The sequence below is a fragment of the Streptomyces sp. NPDC005303 genome (assembly GCF_040607335.1).
GTDB lineage: Bacteria > Actinomycetota > Actinomycetes > Streptomycetales > Streptomycetaceae > Streptomyces.
The window spans coordinates 59,125-76,250 of sequence record NZ_JBEXGM010000035.1 but is presented as its reverse complement, the minus strand read 5'-3'; the positions used below and the strand labels follow the sequence as shown (position 1 = coordinate 76,250).

13 protein-coding genes and 2 pseudogenes are annotated in these 17,126 nt (G+C 69.3%); 11 read left to right on the top strand and 4 right to left on the bottom strand.

Annotated elements, in window-relative coordinates:
* Window positions 1-31: 31 nt before the first annotated feature.
* Complete coding sequence (locus ABZT93_RS33920; protein WP_356111920.1) at window positions 32-835, bottom strand: NAD(P)H-binding protein; 804 nt, start codon at window positions 833-835, stop codon at window positions 32-34.
* Between the two features lie 9 nt (window positions 836-844).
* On the opposite strand from ABZT93_RS33920, the gene ABZT93_RS33915 reads away from it, so the two are divergent.
* Together ABZT93_RS33915 and ABZT93_RS33910 are read left to right on the top strand one after the other, a co-directional pair.
* A complete protein-coding gene (locus tag ABZT93_RS33915; RefSeq protein ID WP_356111918.1) occupies window positions 845-1,585 on the top strand; it encodes an AraC family transcriptional regulator in 741 nt (246 codons plus the stop codon).
* 348 nt (window positions 1,586-1,933) lie between these two features.
* Window positions 1,934-2,733, top strand: a protein-coding gene (locus ABZT93_RS33910; RefSeq protein ID WP_356111938.1) for an IS5 family transposase whose coding sequence is annotated in 2 segments (ribosomal slippage) — window positions 1,934-2,269 and window positions 2,272-2,733 — 798 coding nt in all. Because the reading frame shifts where the segments join, the coding sequence is not laid out codon by codon here.
* A gap of 22 nt (window positions 2,734-2,755) precedes the next feature.
* Here the strand turns inward: ABZT93_RS33910 and ABZT93_RS33905 are convergent.
* Window positions 2,756-3,226 carry a UBP-type zinc finger domain-containing protein gene (locus ABZT93_RS33905; RefSeq protein ID WP_356111936.1) on the bottom strand — a complete coding sequence of 157 codons (471 nt, stop codon included), beginning with the start codon at window positions 3,224-3,226 and terminating at the stop codon, window positions 2,756-2,758.
* Between the two features lie 518 nt (window positions 3,227-3,744).
* Here ABZT93_RS33905 and ABZT93_RS33900 point away from each other — a divergent pair.
* The 5 genes from ABZT93_RS33900 (at window position 3,745) to ABZT93_RS33880 (ending at window position 7,074) form a co-directional block, all read left to right on the top strand.
* Window positions 3,745-4,734 (top strand): aldo/keto reductase, encoded by a 990-nt coding sequence (locus ABZT93_RS33900; protein ID WP_356111916.1) that lies wholly within the window; start codon window positions 3,745-3,747, stop codon window positions 4,732-4,734.
* 106 nt (window positions 4,735-4,840) lie between these two features.
* A complete protein-coding gene (locus tag ABZT93_RS33895; protein WP_356111914.1) occupies window positions 4,841-5,317 on the top strand; it encodes a serpin family protein in 477 nt (158 codons plus the stop codon).
* Window positions 5,318-5,331: 14 nt separating this feature from the next.
* Window positions 5,332-5,784, top strand: a complete 453-nt coding sequence (locus tag ABZT93_RS33890) for a hypothetical protein (RefSeq protein ID WP_356111913.1) — start codon at window positions 5,332-5,334, stop codon at window positions 5,782-5,784.
* A 346-nt stretch (window positions 5,785-6,130) separates the two neighbouring features.
* On the top strand, window positions 6,131-6,790 hold the full coding sequence (locus ABZT93_RS33885; protein ID WP_356111911.1) for a hypothetical protein: 660 nt from the start codon (window positions 6,131-6,133) through the stop codon (window positions 6,788-6,790).
* 110 nt (window positions 6,791-6,900) lie between these two features.
* Window positions 6,901-7,074: a hypothetical protein gene (locus ABZT93_RS33880; RefSeq protein ID WP_356111909.1), complete on the top strand. Its 174-nt coding sequence runs from the start codon at window positions 6,901-6,903 to the stop codon at window positions 7,072-7,074.
* Between the two features lie 138 nt (window positions 7,075-7,212).
* Here the strand turns inward: ABZT93_RS33880 and ABZT93_RS33875 are convergent, their stop codons facing one another.
* Together ABZT93_RS33875 and ABZT93_RS33870 are read right to left on the bottom strand one after the other, a co-directional pair.
* The gene (locus ABZT93_RS33875; RefSeq protein ID WP_356111907.1) at window positions 7,213-7,386 is read right to left on the bottom strand and encodes a hypothetical protein; all 174 of its coding nucleotides are present in this window, start codon (window positions 7,384-7,386) and stop codon (window positions 7,213-7,215) included.
* Window positions 7,387-7,391: 5 nt separating this feature from the next.
* Window positions 7,392-7,827 (bottom strand): annotated as a pseudogene (locus ABZT93_RS33870) (MFS transporter); the annotation flags it as partial.
* A 175-nt stretch (window positions 7,828-8,002) separates the two neighbouring features.
* Here ABZT93_RS33870 and ABZT93_RS33865 point away from each other — a divergent pair.
* The 4 genes and pseudogenes from ABZT93_RS33865 to ABZT93_RS33850 form a co-directional block, all read left to right on the top strand.
* A pseudogene (locus ABZT93_RS33865) lies at window positions 8,003-8,135 on the top strand (IS5/IS1182 family transposase); the annotation flags it as partial.
* Window positions 8,136-8,517: 382 nt separating this feature from the next.
* Window positions 8,518-9,660: an alpha/beta fold hydrolase gene (locus ABZT93_RS33860; protein ID WP_356111905.1), complete on the top strand. Its 1,143-nt coding sequence runs from the start codon at window positions 8,518-8,520 to the stop codon at window positions 9,658-9,660.
* Window positions 9,661-9,765: 105 nt separating this feature from the next.
* Window positions 9,766-12,486: a S8 family serine peptidase gene (locus tag ABZT93_RS33855; protein WP_356111903.1), complete on the top strand. Its 2,721-nt coding sequence runs from the start codon at window positions 9,766-9,768 to the stop codon at window positions 12,484-12,486.
* A 1-nt stretch (window position 12,487) separates the two neighbouring features.
* Window positions 12,488-17,122, top strand: coding sequence for a DUF6603 domain-containing protein (locus ABZT93_RS33850; RefSeq protein ID WP_356111901.1), 4,635 nt, complete (start codon window positions 12,488-12,490; stop codon window positions 17,120-17,122).
* Window positions 17,123-17,126 lie beyond the last annotated feature (4 nt).

Genomic DNA, 17,126 nt, shown 5'->3' with positions numbered 1-17,126 from the left:
GTCAGGCCTGGCGGCCGTCCGCGGCGGTGGGTTACGGCATTGCCGCGAATGCCTCCCGGTGGTCGCGTGCCCACTGCTCGAACGTGCTCGCCGATCGGCCGAGCACGTGCGGCACGTGGTCGGTGACGTAGGCCGCACCGCCGGCGCGCGCCCAGCGAATGCCGGTGACCATCCCGGCCGGCAATCGGTCGAGTGCTTTCGTGTCCGTGATCTTGATCGGCTGTTCCAGCACGTCCTCCAGGATCGCCGCCTGGTCTGCGAACGTCAGCAGCTCCGGACCGGTCAGATCGTATCGCTGCCTGTCGTGCGCATCGCTGGTCATGGCGGCGACGGCGACCGCAGCCACGTCCCTCGGGTCGACGATGGCTTGCCGGGAGTCGCCGACCAGGTTCGGGATCGGCTCTCCGGCCTGGATCAGCGCCCGGTGCCACAAGAAGTTCGAGGCGAAGCTCGGCGGGCGAAGCATCGTCCACACGAGCCCGCTGGCTTCGATCGCCTCCTCTGCGGCGAGGTGCCACGCGCCGACGGTCGCCCCGTCGAACCGCTCGCCGCTGCCGATGGCGGACAGCTTGACGATCTTACGCACGCCCGCCGCCCGCGCGGCCGTCACCAGGGCGATGTCGTGGTCCGCGGTCGGCACGGGCGGCACGGTTACGAGGAAGACCGTGTCGATGTCGGCCACCGCGCGCGCCAGCGACGCCTGGTCGTCGAAGTCGGCCCGCACCCCACCGGGCCGCTCGCGGCGGGACATCGCCCGAAACGGAACGCCCCGATCGGTGAGCAGACGGACGACATGACTACCGATGGTGCCGGTGGCACCGGTAACAAGGATCATGTCCCGACGATGACAGCGCTCTCACACCTCGTGATAGGAAGTTTCGGCACTATCGTGGGCGGCGTGAGTTCTCTCGTCGTGCCGCCTGCCCTTCTGCGTTGGGTAGCCGGAATCGATGTCGCTACGGCGGGCGCTTCAACGGCGGTCGACGTTCCCGACAACGCCACCACACTTCTCCTGCGCACTGACAAGCGCGAGCTGATCGTCACGGGCCCCCGCACCCGGGCCGCCTATCACATCGCCGCGCCCGGCCACTCGTGCGTGCGGATTCGCATGCGGCCGGGTCGTGCCCAAGCCCTGCTCGGACGTCCGCTGAAGGACCTCGCCGACCGTGCCCTGCCACTTCGCGAACTACCGGGCCTGGACGTCGACCAGTTCGCCGCCGACCCGGTCACCGCTCTCGAAAAGGCATTGGCCGACCGCCCGGAGCCGTCGGAGCGGCTCGAAGAGGCGGCGCGTCTACTGGTCGGCGCCACTGTCACCGCGACCGCGGCCCGGTTGCACATCAGTGAGCGCCGCCTGCACGCTCTGTTCACCGACGGCACCGGCTTGTCCCCCAAGCACTTCGCCCGCATCGACCGCGTTCGCACCGTGCTCGCGGCAGATGCGGGCCGATGGGCGGACATCGCCGCGACAGCCGGCTACTACGACCAGTCCCACATGACGGCCGAGTTTCGCCACTTCATGGGTGTCCCACCGGCCGCGTTCACCGCGGGGCGGCGCCCCGCCGCGACTTTGTGCACTGCCTGAGTTCCAGGACTGAGCCTTTTCCAACCGAGGTGTGAGATACAGCGGTTGCGGTGGCGGAGAACGAAGCCCCGGGTGGCTGGGCCGTCGACCAACAGCGCCCTTCTCCACCTGGCGTTTTGAGGCCCCACCCATCTGGCCGGTGGGATCTGTCCACTTCCGCGCTGCGGCTGTTGCGTCGGGAGGTGGCCGCTCACTGCTGGAGATGTGACACCTCCTGGCTCCACGTACCGCCGTCGACCCTGGGGACGCTTGTCGATCTGTCGTGTAGTTACGACATGGGAACGTCGCCGACCTGCTGTGCTTAGACGTCATCTCATTTGGCAATGCAGGCTGTCGGTCGTGGTTTCGATCGTTGAGCGGCTGGTGCCGGATGAGTTGTGGGAGCTGTTCCAGCGTGTGGTCCCGGAGGCTCCGTCGCGGCCTCAGGGCGGCGGCCGACGCCGGCACGGTGACCGGGAGGTGCTGGCGGCGATCGTGTTCGTGGCCACGTCGGGCTGCACGTGGCAGCAGTTGCCGTCCGCGTCGTTCGGCCCGTCGCGGGCGACCGCGCACCGGCGCTTCGCCGAGTGGTCGAAGGCCAGAGTGTGGGCGAAGCTGCATCGCCTGGTCCTTGACGAGCTCGGTGCACGCGGCGAGCTGGACTGGTCTCGCTGCGCGATCGACTCGGTGAACATGCGGGCCCTGAAAAGGGGGATCGGACAGGTCCGAATCCTGTCGACAGGGGCAAGTACGGCTCGAAGATCCACCTGATCACCGAACGGACAGGTCTGCCCCTGTCCGCCGGAATCTCAGGAGCGAACCTGCACGACAGCCAGGCGCTGATTCCGCTGGTCAAGGGCATAGCGCCGATCCGCTCCCGGCGCGGGCGCCGGCGGCGCAGACCGGGAAAGCTCCACGCCGACAAGGGATACGACTACGACCACCTGCGGCGCTGGTTACGCGGGCGCGGTATCAGGCACCGCATCGCCCGCAAGGGCGTCGAGTCCTCGACCCGCCTGGGCCGCCACCGTTGGACCATCGAGCGCACGATGTCCTGGCTCTCCGGATGTCGCCGACTGCACCGCCGCTACGAGCGCAAAGCCGAGCACTTTCTGGCTTTCACCAGCATCGCCTGCACCCTCGTCTGCTACCGCAGACTCACCAAATGAGATGACGTCTAATAAAAGCGGGTTAATCGTGTGACTGTCGGCTTGCGCTGTACGTCTTGGGCGAAACCTCCATCTCGAACTCGACAGGGCGTGGCCTTCGTTGTGGTTCATCCTGCCCGACTCCGTTCGAGCCGAGATTACGGCCGTCCGCGAGGCCATCTCTCGCGCCTCCACACTCCACCCGCACGTCACGGTCGTCCTCCCGCATGACGGGCGGCCGCGGGTAGTCCCAGACCGACTCGGGCGTCCGCGGGGCGGAATGCGGCAGGGGATCTTCCGGCGGGTCCAGATACGCCTCGTCCTCGTAGCACCAGGCCCAGTCCCGGTCGCGTGCCAGGGTGCGTGCCACCGGGTGTGCGCTGGAGTCGAAGTGGGCCGTGGAGTGAGCACCACGAGAGCTGTCGCTGCAGCCCACGTGGCCGCAGGTCAGGCACAGCAGCAGGTCGGCCGGTGCGCGTCCACTCGCCGCGCAGGACGCGCACGTCTCACTCAGCGGGGGTGGGTCCGCCGTCCAGGTGTGGGAGCAGGGTTTCCCTGAGGGCCGGCCGCCATCGGGCCGGGGCGTCCATCTCGTCATCGGTGATCACCTGCCTGCGCGGTCGGCATCGCGCTTCTCGGCAGCACTGCGCCCCGGCCCACGCTCGTGTCGCTCACGCTCTCTCCTTTGTGGTTCTCGTTCTCCATCCTGTTTCGCCCCGACGCCGCGCAGAAGATGCACGCTGCCCGGTACTCCTCCCCGCCGGGTCGGATCACCACGCCGGAGGTGTGCGCCACCCGGAAGGGGTCACGGTCACCATCGTCTGGGAGGGAACCAGCAGCCAGGTTTTCCTCACCTCGCACTTGCCATGGAGTGCGCTCGAAGTCATAGCGTCGAGGATGCAACGGCGCACGAGGCCGTCTCAGCGCCCGCTCCTCCCGGGATGCCGGGTGGCGGCGGCTGTGCCTGGATGGACGGGAGACTTCGTGCCGCCCGAAGGACGATCAAGCGTGCAAGGAAGGCTGGGACACACCATGCAGAAGCGCAGTCTGCGGGAATTGCAGGTATCGGCCATCGGCCTGGGGTGCATGGGCATGTCCGCCTTCTACGGAACTGCCGACGAGGAGGAGGGCGTCGCGACGATCCGGCACGCCCTTGACCTCGGGGTGAACTTCCTCGATACCGCGCAGATGTACGGCCCGCTCACCAATGAGTCCCTCGTCGGTGAGGCGATCCGGGGGCGCCGCGAGGAGTATGTGATCGCGACGAAGTTCAACTACCGGATGGACGACGCCGTACCGGGCGACATCAGCACGGTCGGCCCGCAGGACGGCTCGGCCGAACACGTCCGCAGCTCCGTCCACGGCTCGCTGACGCGTCTGGGCACCGACTACATCGATCTGTACTACCAGCACCGGGTCGACCCGAACGTGCCCATCGAGGAGACGGTCGGCGCGCTGGGCGAACTGGTCGCCGAGGGCAAGGTGCGCCACATCGGGCTGAGCGAGGCGAGTGCCCGGACCATCCGGCGTGCGCACGCCGTGCACCCGGTCGCGGCCGTGCAGAGCGAGTACTCGCTGTGGTCGCGGGATGTGGAGGCCGAGGTGCTGCCGGCCTGCAGGGAGCTGGGCATCGGCTTCGTCCCGTATTCGCCCCTCGGCCGGGGCTTCCTCGCCGGGCGGTTCACCTCGCCGGACGACCTGGACGCCAACGACTGGCGTCGCCAGAACCCGCGTTTCCAGGACGCCAATCTGGAGGCGAACCTGCGGCTGGCGGCGAAGGTGAAGGAGATCGCCGCCGAGAAGGACGTGACCCCGGCTCAGCTGGCCATCGCATGGGTGCTGGCCCAGGGCGAGGACCTGGTGCCGATCCCGGGCACCAAGCGCCGCACCTACCTGGAGCAGAACGCCGCCGCCGTCGACATCCACCTGACCAAGGACGACCTGGCCCGCATCGACGCGGAGCTGCCCGAGGCGGCCGGTGAGCGGTACGACGAGGCAGGGATGCGGTCCGTCAACCGGTAGGCGGAGGGGCGCACACAGCACACGGGGGCTCCGTAGGTCACGTGGGGTGGTCATCGAAACCGTCGTGCGGTGGGCGCTTCGTAGGCGCGCCGGCGATGGGGGTGCAATGGCAGTCGCGGCGACGACGCTCCGTGCGGTGAACGGGCTGACCGCGCGATGGGCGGCTGCCTCCAAGGACGGCAACGTGTTCTCGGCGGCGGGGGTGTGGCTGCTGCTGGCCCCCGTGGCCGGCGGGGCCGAGGGCGCGGCGCGGGTCGAGCTGGAGGAGTCTCTCTGGCTCCCCGCCGGACAAGCAAGGGACGCCGCACGAGAGTTGCTCGCGGCGATGGGCGCCATGCGGGGACTGGACACAGCAGTGAGGCTGTGGACGAAGCGGACGCTGCAGCTGAAGGAGCAGTGGGAGGCGAGCCTGCCGGCAGACGCCCACGGGGTGCTCACTGGGGACCCTCGGACCGACCACCGGGCGCTGGACGCCTGGACGGTGAAGCGGACCGGCGGGCTGATCGACCTCATGCCGCTCACGCTGACCGAGGACACGCAGATGGTGCTGGCGAGCGCGCTGACCCTGCGCACGCAGGGCTGACCCCCTTCCACGACGTGGAATTGGAGACGGCGTACGAGCCCTGGGCCACCAAGCCGCGGATGGGGCTGCGGCGTTCCAGCGCCGTGCTGGACCGGGTCGGGGTGGCGGACACATCCTGCGGATCCGTCACCGAGCTGAAGGTGCTGGGGAGCAATGCCCTGGACGTGCACCTGCTGCTCGGCGAAGAGAAGATGAAGCCGGGGCAGGTGCTGGGAGCCGGTCTCGACATCCTCGCCGGCCGGTGCGCCGTCGTGCCAGGGCCGCGGCTGCCGTGCGGGAACGTGGGCCTCGGCCTGAGGGTGGAGAAGGTGCGCTCCGCGCGGCCGGTGCCGCCGTCGCCCGGCGGATGCCGTCACGTCCATCGCCCGCATCAGCGCCGGTCTTCGGGCCGGGGCCGGGGGAGTGGGCCCGGCCCCGGTCGGCAGACGCACGCTACGGTCGTCGTGCAGCAGGAAAGCGGTGACTGAGACGGACAGCCCAGCCTGGCTGAGCAATGACGTGCGGCGCCGCCTGCGTGCATCGGCCCCGAGGCACCCCCCCGGAAAGGCACCGGTCACTTAGTCATGCGTGCTGATGTACTGCTCAAGCCGCCCCCCAGGGGCCGTGGACGAAGCCGGGTTACAGGATCACCCGGGCTGATTCCACGTAACTTCTAGGGTGTGCAGGCGGTCCAGGTCGGGCGGCAGGCCATCGAACACATTTTTGATTCTATGCTCATGATCCACCTTCCACTGGCTCGGTGCCGAGGCGGCCGTCCTCGAGCGAGACGTCCACGACCTGGCCCAGCTCGATCCGAACCTCGCCGCAAAGCCGGTGTGCCAGTTCCTGCGCGCCCGCGGCCTGCTCGTCGACGACCCGGACCTTCACCAGGACGCCGATCTGGTCTGGATCGAGGCCGCTGTCGACGCGCTGCCGCAGCCCGTCGCGAGCGAGGTCCGAGCCTGGGTAGACGTGCTGCGCAGCCAGGGCCGCCGAGAGGGCGAGTTCCACAGCTGGGACGGCATCCGCCGCTATCTCGCCTACGTCCAGCCGGTGCTCACTGACTGGACGGCGACCGGGGTGGCCACGCTGCGGGAGATCGCTCAGCAGCAGGTTGAGGACGCCTTGAACGGCCTGTCCGGCCACGAACGCCGGCAACTCGCCATCGTCCTGCGTAGCCTGTTCCGCTCCTTGAAACGGCAACGCATCGTCTTTCGCGATCCCGCCCGAAACCTGCCCGTCGGCGACCTGAAGGGGATACCGCGGTCCGTGCCCAGCGACCTGCTGGCCGGGCTACTGGACCACGCTGTCACTCCGCTCGGGCGCCTGACCGTCGCCCTGGCTGCTGTGCACGCGGTCTCCGGCCACGACATCCGCGCGATTCGGACAGCTGATGTGGACCTCGCCCGCGGCACCGTCGAGATTCGACGCGGCCTGCTGCGGCACACCCTCTACGTTGAGCAGTTCACACACCGCTTGGCCGCCGATGGCTGACCTACCGCCACCGCCGCTGGCCGGCCTCAACGAACCCGCATCTGCTGGTCAGCCAGAAGACCGCCCTCGACCCCGACCAGCCGGCCGTCAACGACGGCACGCTCCGAGGGGTGCTGCCCAAAGGCGTGACCTTGGATGGCCTGCGCCAGGACCGAATCCTCAACGAGGCGCTCGAGTGCGGCGATCCACTGAAGCTGATGCGCCTGTTCGGGATCACGGAGAAGACCGCCATGCACTATGTGGGGACCGCCCATCCCGAACGCACGGCCAAGCTACTGAGATGAGGCGGGCCTTCAGCCTCCCAGCCATCCGCATGCCACGGGGCGCCTGCTCGGGTAGGGCGCGCACCAGCAGCGATCCGCAGTGCGTACACAGGCGCATCGGCGGGCCGTCTGGTACAGAACCGAGGTAGTGGTGTCCGGTCATGTGGCACCAGGCGGGCAGGTCGAGCGGTGCGGCGGGCCGGTGGCTATGACGTGGACGACGGTGCCCGGCTGGGCGCCGGTGATCTCCTTGCGCAGGCGCAGCAGGAGGGTGACGCAGAGCAGTCCGGTGCCATCGACGGTGATGTCCGGCGCGGATGTGTCGGGGATCATGGGCTTCATCGGCGGTAGGCGGTGGCGGCGCCGGCGGCCAGGAGGGCGAGGGAGAGCGCACCGCCGGTGAGGGCGAGGGCGGGGTAGCTGACGGCGGCGACCATGCCGCCGGTGGCGCCGGCGAACGTCGACCAGGCCCTGCGTCTTCGCGCGGGCGGCCAGTGGGACGGTGTCGGAGATGATCGCGGTGCTGGAGACGAGACCGAGGTTCCAGCCCAGGCCCAGCAGCGCCAAGGGCAGTGCGGGGAGGGCGACGGAGTCGCCGGGGGCTGCGGCGGCGAGGATGCGGGCGGCAAGGAGGGTGATGCCGGATGCTGCGGCGATCTTCATGTGGCCGTAGCGGTCGACGAACCAGCCGGTGAGCAGGGAGGACAGGTACATAGCGCCGATGCGGATGCGGATGCCGATGACGAGACCGGAGCCGGCGGCGGAGTGACCGTGGCGTGGGTAGCCGACCCTTGACAGCGAAAAGACGCGCTCCAGACAGCTGGCGGCGTCGGACCGCACCGGGAGGACCGGGTGCCCGAGGGCAGCCTCATTCTGAACCAACCAGTGCAGACAGGGGCATTAGTGACGTGGCTCGTCGGCCCCCGTGGGGTAGAGGACGTGGAGCTGGATTGTTCCGGACGGACTGCGGGAGATCACCAAAGCTGCTGATCCCTCTCCCTCTCAGCTACGGCCGCAGGGCGGCGGAACGCAGGACACCCGTGACGAGGTTCACGGCCATCATCTATGTCCCGGTGAGCGGCGTGCGATTGCTTGGATTGCAGGACCTTTTGGCCGGACTTAGGCTTGAATGGAGCCTCGACCAGAAGCAAAGTCCGCGCGACTGCAGGCAGATCTGACTCACACACCAGAGCAGACTGTCGAGGATGAGGATGTGGGTTCTGCATCTTGTGGGTTCACGTACTCATGTACATGAAATAGCCTCAGCTTGCAGAAGTGGAAGCGCACTCACGACTTGTCGAAGCGTATCGAAGTCGGCGCACCATACCAGTTGAATCAGAAACACTTGACGAAGCGAGATAAACGCCAACAAGGCAGCGTCCAAGCTGGTACTGCGTTCGTGGCTATTTCGCAGTGCGGTGCGCCTATGAAAGCCAATGCGGTCAAGCAAGCGGGAGGATCTTCATGGCTATCAAAACGATAGACCATATGGTCCCGCACAGGTCGACCATCGACGCGTCGAAGGGTCAGCTGATCGACCTCTTCGTAAGGGAGTACGACAGCACCCCCTCCGGTCCTCCGGCGGGGCGCAAGGCAGTCCTGATGCTGCATGGCAGAAGTGTCCCTGTACTGGCGGGCTTCGACCTCCAGTACAGCTCCTACGGGTGGGGCGAGGCCCTGGCGCAGGCAGGCCACGACGTCTTCATGATGGACCTGCAGGGATCGGGCAGGTCGACGCGGCCTCGCATGGAGGACCCGTGCAACGTCAATCCGGCTCTGCACACCACCCTTCTCATCCCTCCGCTCTCTGGGCAACGCACACCCAGTTATCCGTTCCAGCTGAGTAACTCCCAGAGCGACTGGGACGAGTTGGACACTGTGGTCGAGTACATCCGGTCCGAGCGTAACGTCTCGAAGGTTGCGTTCATCGGGTGGTCCGCGGCTGCGTTCCAGATGGGTCCGTACGTGATCGACAACCCCGAGAAGGTCGAGAGTTTGTTTCTGGTCGCTCCCATGTTCCCGCCCGCCGGCAGGACGGACCCGCCGCCCACGCTGCCGGTGCCCGGATTCCCCACCAATGTGTTCACCCAGGCTGGCTTCAAGCAGAGTTGGGACCCTCAGGTCCACTGTGCCAACCAGCGTGAACCCGACATTGTAGATGCGGTCTGGAAGGCATTGATGGACATTGATCCGATCGGCCGCACCTGGGGCAAGGTCCAGCCGTCTGGCCGCCCGCTGGGTCTTAGCCGGTTCCGGAACGCGCTGTGGTGGGGCTGGAACACGGAGGCCGCGGCGCGGGACGGCGTGCTCGGCGGGAGCGTGCCGGTGTTGATTGTCTACGGGGAATACGACACGACGGCGAACGCGACGCCGGACAGCGGCGATCCCCTGCTCACCTTCTCCGTCCCCGCGCTCTACGACGCCATCCCGGGGTCGCACCGGCTGCTGGTGAAGGCGGATTGCGCCGGGCACCAGATCGTGTGGGAAGGCCAGCACAAGAACCTGCACAGCCTGTCGAAGTACTGGCTCAAGCACACCAAGGTAGACGGCAAAACCCAGGGTCTCTTCGACATGGCGGAGGACGGCACCATCAGTCCCACGCCCTAGAGAGGTCATGTAACGAGACGTCCGGACGCGTTTCCCGGGTGCCAGGTGGGATGCCAGCCGCTCCGATGTCCTCACGGACCGACGGCGGATGTGAGGTGATGGAAGGTGACCGGCAAACTCGACGGGGAGCTGGCCTCCCGCGTAAAGGATCTTCAGCGGCTCGCCCACGTCGCCGAGGACGCGGCACGGACCACGCGGGGTGCCTCCGGGACGACGGACAGCGCCGCGGCAAGCTCGGCCCGGGCCGAGCTGGAAGCCGCCGGTCACCTGCAGATCACCGTTCTCGTCCGCGTCGACGGCGACCTGGAGGCCGCCGAGCGGGCAGGGTTGTGGACCGAGTTCCGGACCGACCGGATCGCGGTCGGCACGATCGCCGTCGCCGACCTGGAGAGCGTGGCCGCCGTCCCCAATGTGGTGGCGATCCAGAGCGACCGCCGACTGAAGCCCCTGGCCGCACCTCCCCATGAGGGGAGCGGAGAGACCGTGGCGTCCGAGGCGGTGGACCGCGGCCAAGGCGTCGGCGCCCGGTCCGTACCGCCGCTGCCGAGCGGCTTCACCGGCGCCGGCGTCGTCGTCGGGATCATCGACACCGGAGTGGACATCTACCATCCGGCGTTCATCTATCCCGGCACGAACCCGCCCCGGACGCGCATCGTCTCCCTCTACGACGAGAGCCTGCGCCAGACCATCGAGTGCACCGGCAACCCGACCGGCTCGGTCGTCCTGTGGTGGCGGGCGCCGAAGCAGGCGGACGAGCACACCGGATCCCTCGCCTTCCCCCTGCAGGCCGCCACCGTGCAGACGGCACTGGAGGGGTTCAACTCGATCGACCCGGGGGACGTCGCGGTCACCGGAGGCCCGCTCCCCGCGAAGCCCATCGAGATCGACTTCACCGGAATCTACGACGGTTCGATCATCGATCCGTACCTGCTGCCCATGATCCGTCCCGTACCCACCTTCACCGGAGGGACGCACCCGGGGATCGTGGTCAGACGCGGACGGTTCATCACCCAGGACGAGATCAACGCGGCGCTCGCGGCGAGCCCCCGCAAGCCGTTCGTGTCCCGGGACCTGGACGGCCACGGCACCCATGTCGCGGGCATCGCCGCGGGCGAGGGAAAGGTCTCCAAGAGCTGCTGCAAGAAAGACCAGCCGATCGGTGTCGCTCCCGGCGCCGACCTGGTGATCATCAAGGCAGCGGCCGGTGCCCAGATACTCAAGGGCGCCACGCATGTCTTCCAGCAACCCTGGCTCGCGTCGGGCACCAAGCCCGCGGTGGTCAACCTGAGCCAGGGCCAACTCGGCTACGCGGGCGACGGAACCAGGGATGTGGACATCGGCCTGGACGACCTCCTGTTCGGCAGCACCAAGCGGGCCGTCGTCGCCGCCGCGGGCAACGAGGGCGCTCGTGTCATCCCGGCCTCCGAGGGCGGCCCGGACCTCGTGCCCACCAACCAGCCTGGCGGCGGACAACACACACGCGGCCACCTCACCGCGGGCGGCGGCCCGGTGCCCATCCGGTTCATCATCGACTTCGCCGACACCCGGACCAACTTCTTCCACCTCTGGTACGAGGGCCCCGGCCGGCTCAGCGTCAATCTGACCGCGCCACCCAACGCACCCGGCGCACCGGACGCGACGACGGGCCCCTCGCTGCCAACCGTGGTGAACCCGGAAGGCACCGAGGATCCGCCGTTCCACGATGTGGTGCTGGGCGGCACGGGGGGCCATCCGGTCAGTCACCGATACGCACTCGCCGAGTCGCCGAGCGGCAAGCGCCATTTCACCCTCAGGCTCAATCGCGTGCCCGACGCCTGGGTGAGCATGGGGACCTGGACGTTCTCGCTGAAGGAGACCGCGGGCTCCGCCGTCACCTTCGACGCCTGGTTCACCGAGGACCCCGGCGATCCCCCCGGCCGATTCGATCCCGCCCAGCAGGACCAGAGCCGGACCATCTGCTCTCCGGGCACCGCCCGTCAAGTGATCACCGTCGGCTCCTTCAACACCGACGACAACCACCTCCACCCGACATCGAGCCGGGGACCCACTACCGACCTGAGGTTCAAACCCGAGCTGTGCGCGCCCGGCGTGCTCATCGTCTCGGCGAAGAGCGGCGGGACCACGCCGAACAACCTCTACACCACCCATAGCGGCACCAGCATGGCCGCGCCCTATGTCGCGGGCGTCGTCGCGCTGATGTTCCAGATGAACCCTCACCTGGACCACGGCACCATCGCCGCCCAGCTGATGGCCAAATGCGACCCACCGGTACCGCCCGTGCCCCTCGGCCAACTGGACAGCGGCTGGGGCGCGGGACGCGTGAACCCGGAGAAGGCGGTGGCCGCGGTGAAGCCCCCTCCGCCCGCCGCCATCACGGCCGCCACAACCGACGAGGAACCGATCGTCCTCCCCGCGGCGGCCTACCCCGCCGCCCGCGTGCCCTTCACCCACCGGGTGCGCGCGGTCCAAGACCGGCTCGTCGTGACACCCGCCGGGCAGCTGCTGGCCACGCTGGTCGCCCGGCACCAGGACGAGGTCCAGCGACTCGTGACAGGCGAGCGGCGCGTCACCGTCGCCTGGCACCGCATGCACGGCCCCCTCCTCGTGCGGCTGCTGCTGTACAGCGAACTCCGCGAGGACATCCTCGTACCATGCGTGCTCGGCGGAAAGCCCCTGGCCGAAGGCCTCGACCGGCTGCTCGACGAGCTGGACCAGGCGGGAAGCCCCGCCCTGCGGGCGGGCATCGCCGAGCACCGCGCCTTCGTGCTCGCGCTCCCCGGCGCCCGGCTGTCCGAACTCGACGTACCCGTGAGCGGGGTGAGCTGACATGGCGTCAGGGACACTGGAGCTGCTGGCCCGCGAGGTGGCACGCGCCCTGGAACCCTTGGAACAGCGGCTCCGCGAGCCAGGGCGGGACGCCTTCTTCCAGGAGCTGGGGCTGTGGCTGCCCGGCGGGGTCGGCCCGGCGGCAGCCGCCATCGGCACGGCCGCCGTCCAGATCGCCGGCCTGGGCCCCGCCGTCGTCCGCCTCACCGACGCGATCGAGGACGGGGAAGCGCAGCGGATCGTCACCGAGGGCGCCACCCTCATCGGCGTCCTGGGACAGGCCTTCGCGGCGATCGACGCCCTCGGCCCCGCCCTCGACAGCACCGTCACCGCCGACCCCCACCTCACCGACGCCCAGCGGGCCCGGCTGCGCGAGGACGTGCGCGCGCTGCCCAAGCGGATCGTCGACCACGCCCTGATCGCCCATCTGGAGGGCAGGAGCCGCACGGCCGTCGAGGCACTGTCCCTGCTCGGCGTCGTCGAGAACGTCCCCGCGGTGTACGACCTCGCCGATCCCACCCGGCTTCCCGTGCCCCGCCGTGTCCTCCACTTCGACCGGCTGCTCGACCTGTTCACCGATCCGGGCGAACTCCTCGCGGAGGTCTTCGGGTTCGGCACGCCCGCCTTCGACGGCACCAAACTGTTCCGGATCGTCGCCGAACACCTCGTCAAACATGAGCAGGACTTCTTCTACCAGGGCCCGCCGCAGCAGCCCGAGCACCCGCCGACCTTCCATCTTCCCGGGCTGAGCCTCGGCGTCGACGCATCGGCCGTCCCACCCGCGCTGGACATCCAGGTCAAAGGCGCGGCGGCCCTGGAGTACTCCGCCAAGGCCCGGCCGAGCCCCCTGTGGACCTTCTTCCTCGAAGCCTCGGCCGCCTTCGACTCCGGTCTGCAGGGCACCGTCACCCCTCCGCTGACGGTCACCCTCCGGCCCGCCGCGTCGCTCACCCTCGACGTCTCCCTCGGCGCCGAGGCGCGACGCGAGAACGGCGACCCGATCCTCCTCATCGGCCGCACCGGCAGCTCCCGACTGGAGTTCAAGCGGTTCGCCGCCGCTCTCGGCCTCCAGACGGAGGCAGCGGCCGGGGCCAGCGCCAGCGTCGAGCCCTCCGCCCGGCTGGAGCTGGAGGGCGGGCATCTGCTCATCGACCTCGCCGAGGGCGACGGATTCCTGAAGACCATCACCGGCGGCGGCCGGATCGAGTCCGACTTCGCGCTGAAGGCCCTGTGGTCGCCCTCGACCGGGGTGCGGCTCGAAGGCAGCGGCGCCCTCGACCTCGCCATCCCGGTGCACGTCGAGCTCGGCCCCGTCGAGATCGACACCCTGTATCTGAGCATCGGCATCGGCGAGGACGGCTCGTTCCCGCTGGAGATCTCCGGGGGCTTCACCGCCGAACTCGGGCCGATCAAGGCCGCCGTGGACCGCGTCGGCATCATCGTCACGCCCAGCTTCCCGGAGGGCGGAGGCTCCCTCGGCCCCTTCGACCTCGACTTCCGCTTCAAGCCGCCAAACGGAGTCGGCCTCTCCGTGGACGCGGGCGTCATCACCGGCGGCGGCTACCTGTTTTTCGACCCGGCCAGGGGGGAGTACGGCGGGGTACTGGAGCTGGAGTTCGCTGGGCTGTTCGACGTCAAGGCGATCGGGCTGATCAGCACCCGGATGCCGGACGGCTCCACGGGCTTCTCGCTGCTGCTGATCATCACCGCCGAGTTCGGCACCGGCATCCAGCTCGGCTTCGGTTTCACCCTGCTGGCGGTGGGCGGGATCGTCGGGCTCAACCGCCGGATGAACCTGCAGGCCCTGGGGGAGGGGGTACGGACCGGCTCGATCGAGTCGGTGATGTTCCCGCGCGACGTGGTGGCCAACGCGCCGCGCATCCTATCGGACCTGCGCGCCTTCTTCCCGCCCGAGCAGGGCACATTCCTAGTCGGGCCCATGGCCAAGATCGGCTGGGGTACCCCCACGCTGGTCTCGGTCTCGCTCGCGGTGATCATCGAGGTCCCCGGCAATATCGCCGTCCTCGGCGTGCTGCGCTGCGTGCTGCCCGCCACCGACCTGCCGCTGCTGGTCCTGCAGGTGCAGTTCGTCGGCACGATCGAGTTCGACAAGGAGCGCCTGTGGTTCTTCGCCCAGCTCTTCGAGTCGCGCGTGCTGTTCATGACCCTCGAAGGCGGGATGGGCCTGCTGGTGGGCTGGGGCAACGACCCCGACCTGGTCATCTCCGTCGGCGGTTTCCACCCCTCCTACAAGCCGCCGCCGCTGCCGTTCCCGGTGCCGCCCCGCATCCGGGTGGACATCCTCAACCGGCCGGGTGCCCGGATCACCGTCTCCGGCTACTTCGCGATCACCAGCAACACGGTGCAGTTCGGTGCGCGCGCCGAGATGGTGCTGGGCTTTGACGACTTCGGCATCTCTGGCCATCTCAGCTTCGACGCGCTCTTCCAGTTCTCCCCGTTCCGCTTCGTCATCGCCATCTCCGCCGGGGTCTCGCTCAAGGTGTTCGGTGTCGGCCTGTACGGCATCGACCTGGACTTCCAGCTCGAAGGCCCGGCACCGTTCCGGGCGCACGGCCGGGGCTCGATCTCGCTGCTGTTCTTCGAGATCTCCGCCCACTTCGACATCACCTGGGGCGAGGACCGCGACAGCACGCTGCCGCCGATCGACGTGCTCCCGCTCCTGGCGGGCGAGGTAGCCAAGCCCGAAGGCTGGCAGACCCGGCTGCCGACCGGCGGCGGCAACCCGCTGGTCACGCTGCGGACGTTGCCGCCGTCCGAGGACCTGGTGCTGCACCCCCTCGGCTCGCTGTTCATCCGACAGCGTGCGATCCCGCTCGCCGTACGGCTGGATCGCATCGGCGCGCAGCGGCCGCGGGACGGCAAACGGTTCACCGTCGAGCCCCTGTCGGGCGGCGGCCTCGTACGGGCCTCCGTCACCGCTGACAAGTTCGCGATGGGCCAGTTCCAGGACATGGATGACGCGACCAAACTGTCGCGACCGGCGTACGAGGACCAGGACGCGGGGCTGGAGCTGGTGGCGGCGCAGGGCGCGATCGCCTCCGCCCGCGTCGTCAAGCGCAGTGCCCGCTACGAGCAGATCGTCATCGACAGCAGGCTGCGCCGCCCGCCGGGCACCGTACGACCGGCGACCCGCACGATCGTGCAGGCCGATGGACTGGTCCGCCAGGTCGCCTCCACCGCCGCGCCCACTAAGACGCTGACCAGCGTCAGCCCGGCCGTGTTCACCCGGCTTCTGGAGGGCAGCAGCACCAGCCGTTCGCCTCTGTCGCAGCGCGAAGCCGACCAGCGCCAGCCGTACGTCCCTGACGAGACCGTGCAGGTCACGGGCCAGCGCTTCGTGGTCGCCTACCTGCGTAACAACGCCCAGGCCTTCCCGCCGGCCTCGCTCGGCTCGGCCACGGCGAGTTTCCGCAGCCAGGCGGCGGCCGAGGAGGCCCTCGCCGAGTGGGTCATCGCGGACCCCGCGCTCATAGGCCAGCTCCACGTCATTCCCGAATCCGAGGCGGCGGACCTGCCCGTCACCCCGCAGTCGTGGACCTCCACCGGCTCCCTGCCCACCCCGGCCATCGCCCCGGCAGCGGTACGGCTGAGCAGCGGCAAGATCCTCGTTGCCGGCGGTCAGGACGCCGCGGGCAAGCCGCTCGCCGACGCGGCGCTCTTCGATCCCATCGCCGGGACCTGGGCCGCCACCGCGCCGCTTTTGGTCGCCCGCGACGGGCACACCCTGTGCCTACTGCCGGACGGCCGGGTCCTCGCCGCCGGCGGCGTGACCCAGACCGCGCCCCTGGCGACCACCGAGATCTACGACCCGCTCACCGCGACCTGGAGCAGCGACGTTCCGCCGATGCACACCGCCAGGTTCGGCCATAGCGCCACCGTGCTGCGCGACGGCAAGATCCTGGTCACCGGCGGCACCGGCGCCCGCGGCAACTCGCTCGCGTCCGCCGAGGTGTACGACCCGGCCAAACGGCAGTGGACCGAGACCGCGATGACCGACCCTCGCTCCGACCACCAAGCCGTACTGCTCGCGGACGGCCGGGTCCTGGTGGTCGGCGGCGTCCTCAAGACCGGCCGGACCAGCGCCGGGCTCGGCTATTGCGAGATCTACGACCCGGCAACCGGCACATGGGCCCCGACCGGTTCGCTCGCCACACCTCGCGCGGGTCACCAGGCAACGCTGCTCGCCGACGACACCGTCTTGGTGACCGGCGGCGATGCCCCGACCGGTCCGGCGCGCGGTCCGTACAACTCCGCCGCCCTCGCCAGTGCCGAACGCTTCACCGTCGGGTCTGGCACATGGACGGCGGTCCGCGACATGCCCGGTGGTCGCACCGGGCACCGCGCCCTGCCATTGCGCTCCGGCCTGCTGCTGGTGGCGGGCGGCACCCGTGCCCCCGCCTTCGACGGCGGCTTCCGCAGTGCGCTGCTGTACGACCCGGCCGCCGGCACCTGGACCCCCGCGAGCGGCCTGGCCACCGGCCGGTGGGCGTTCGCCGTGATCGACCTGCCCGACGGCCGGGTGCTCGTGGCCGGTGGCCGGACCCGCTCGGCCGCTGCCGCTCCGCACCCCGGCACCGACATCCTCACCCCGACCGCCGAGATCTTCACGCCCTGACGAC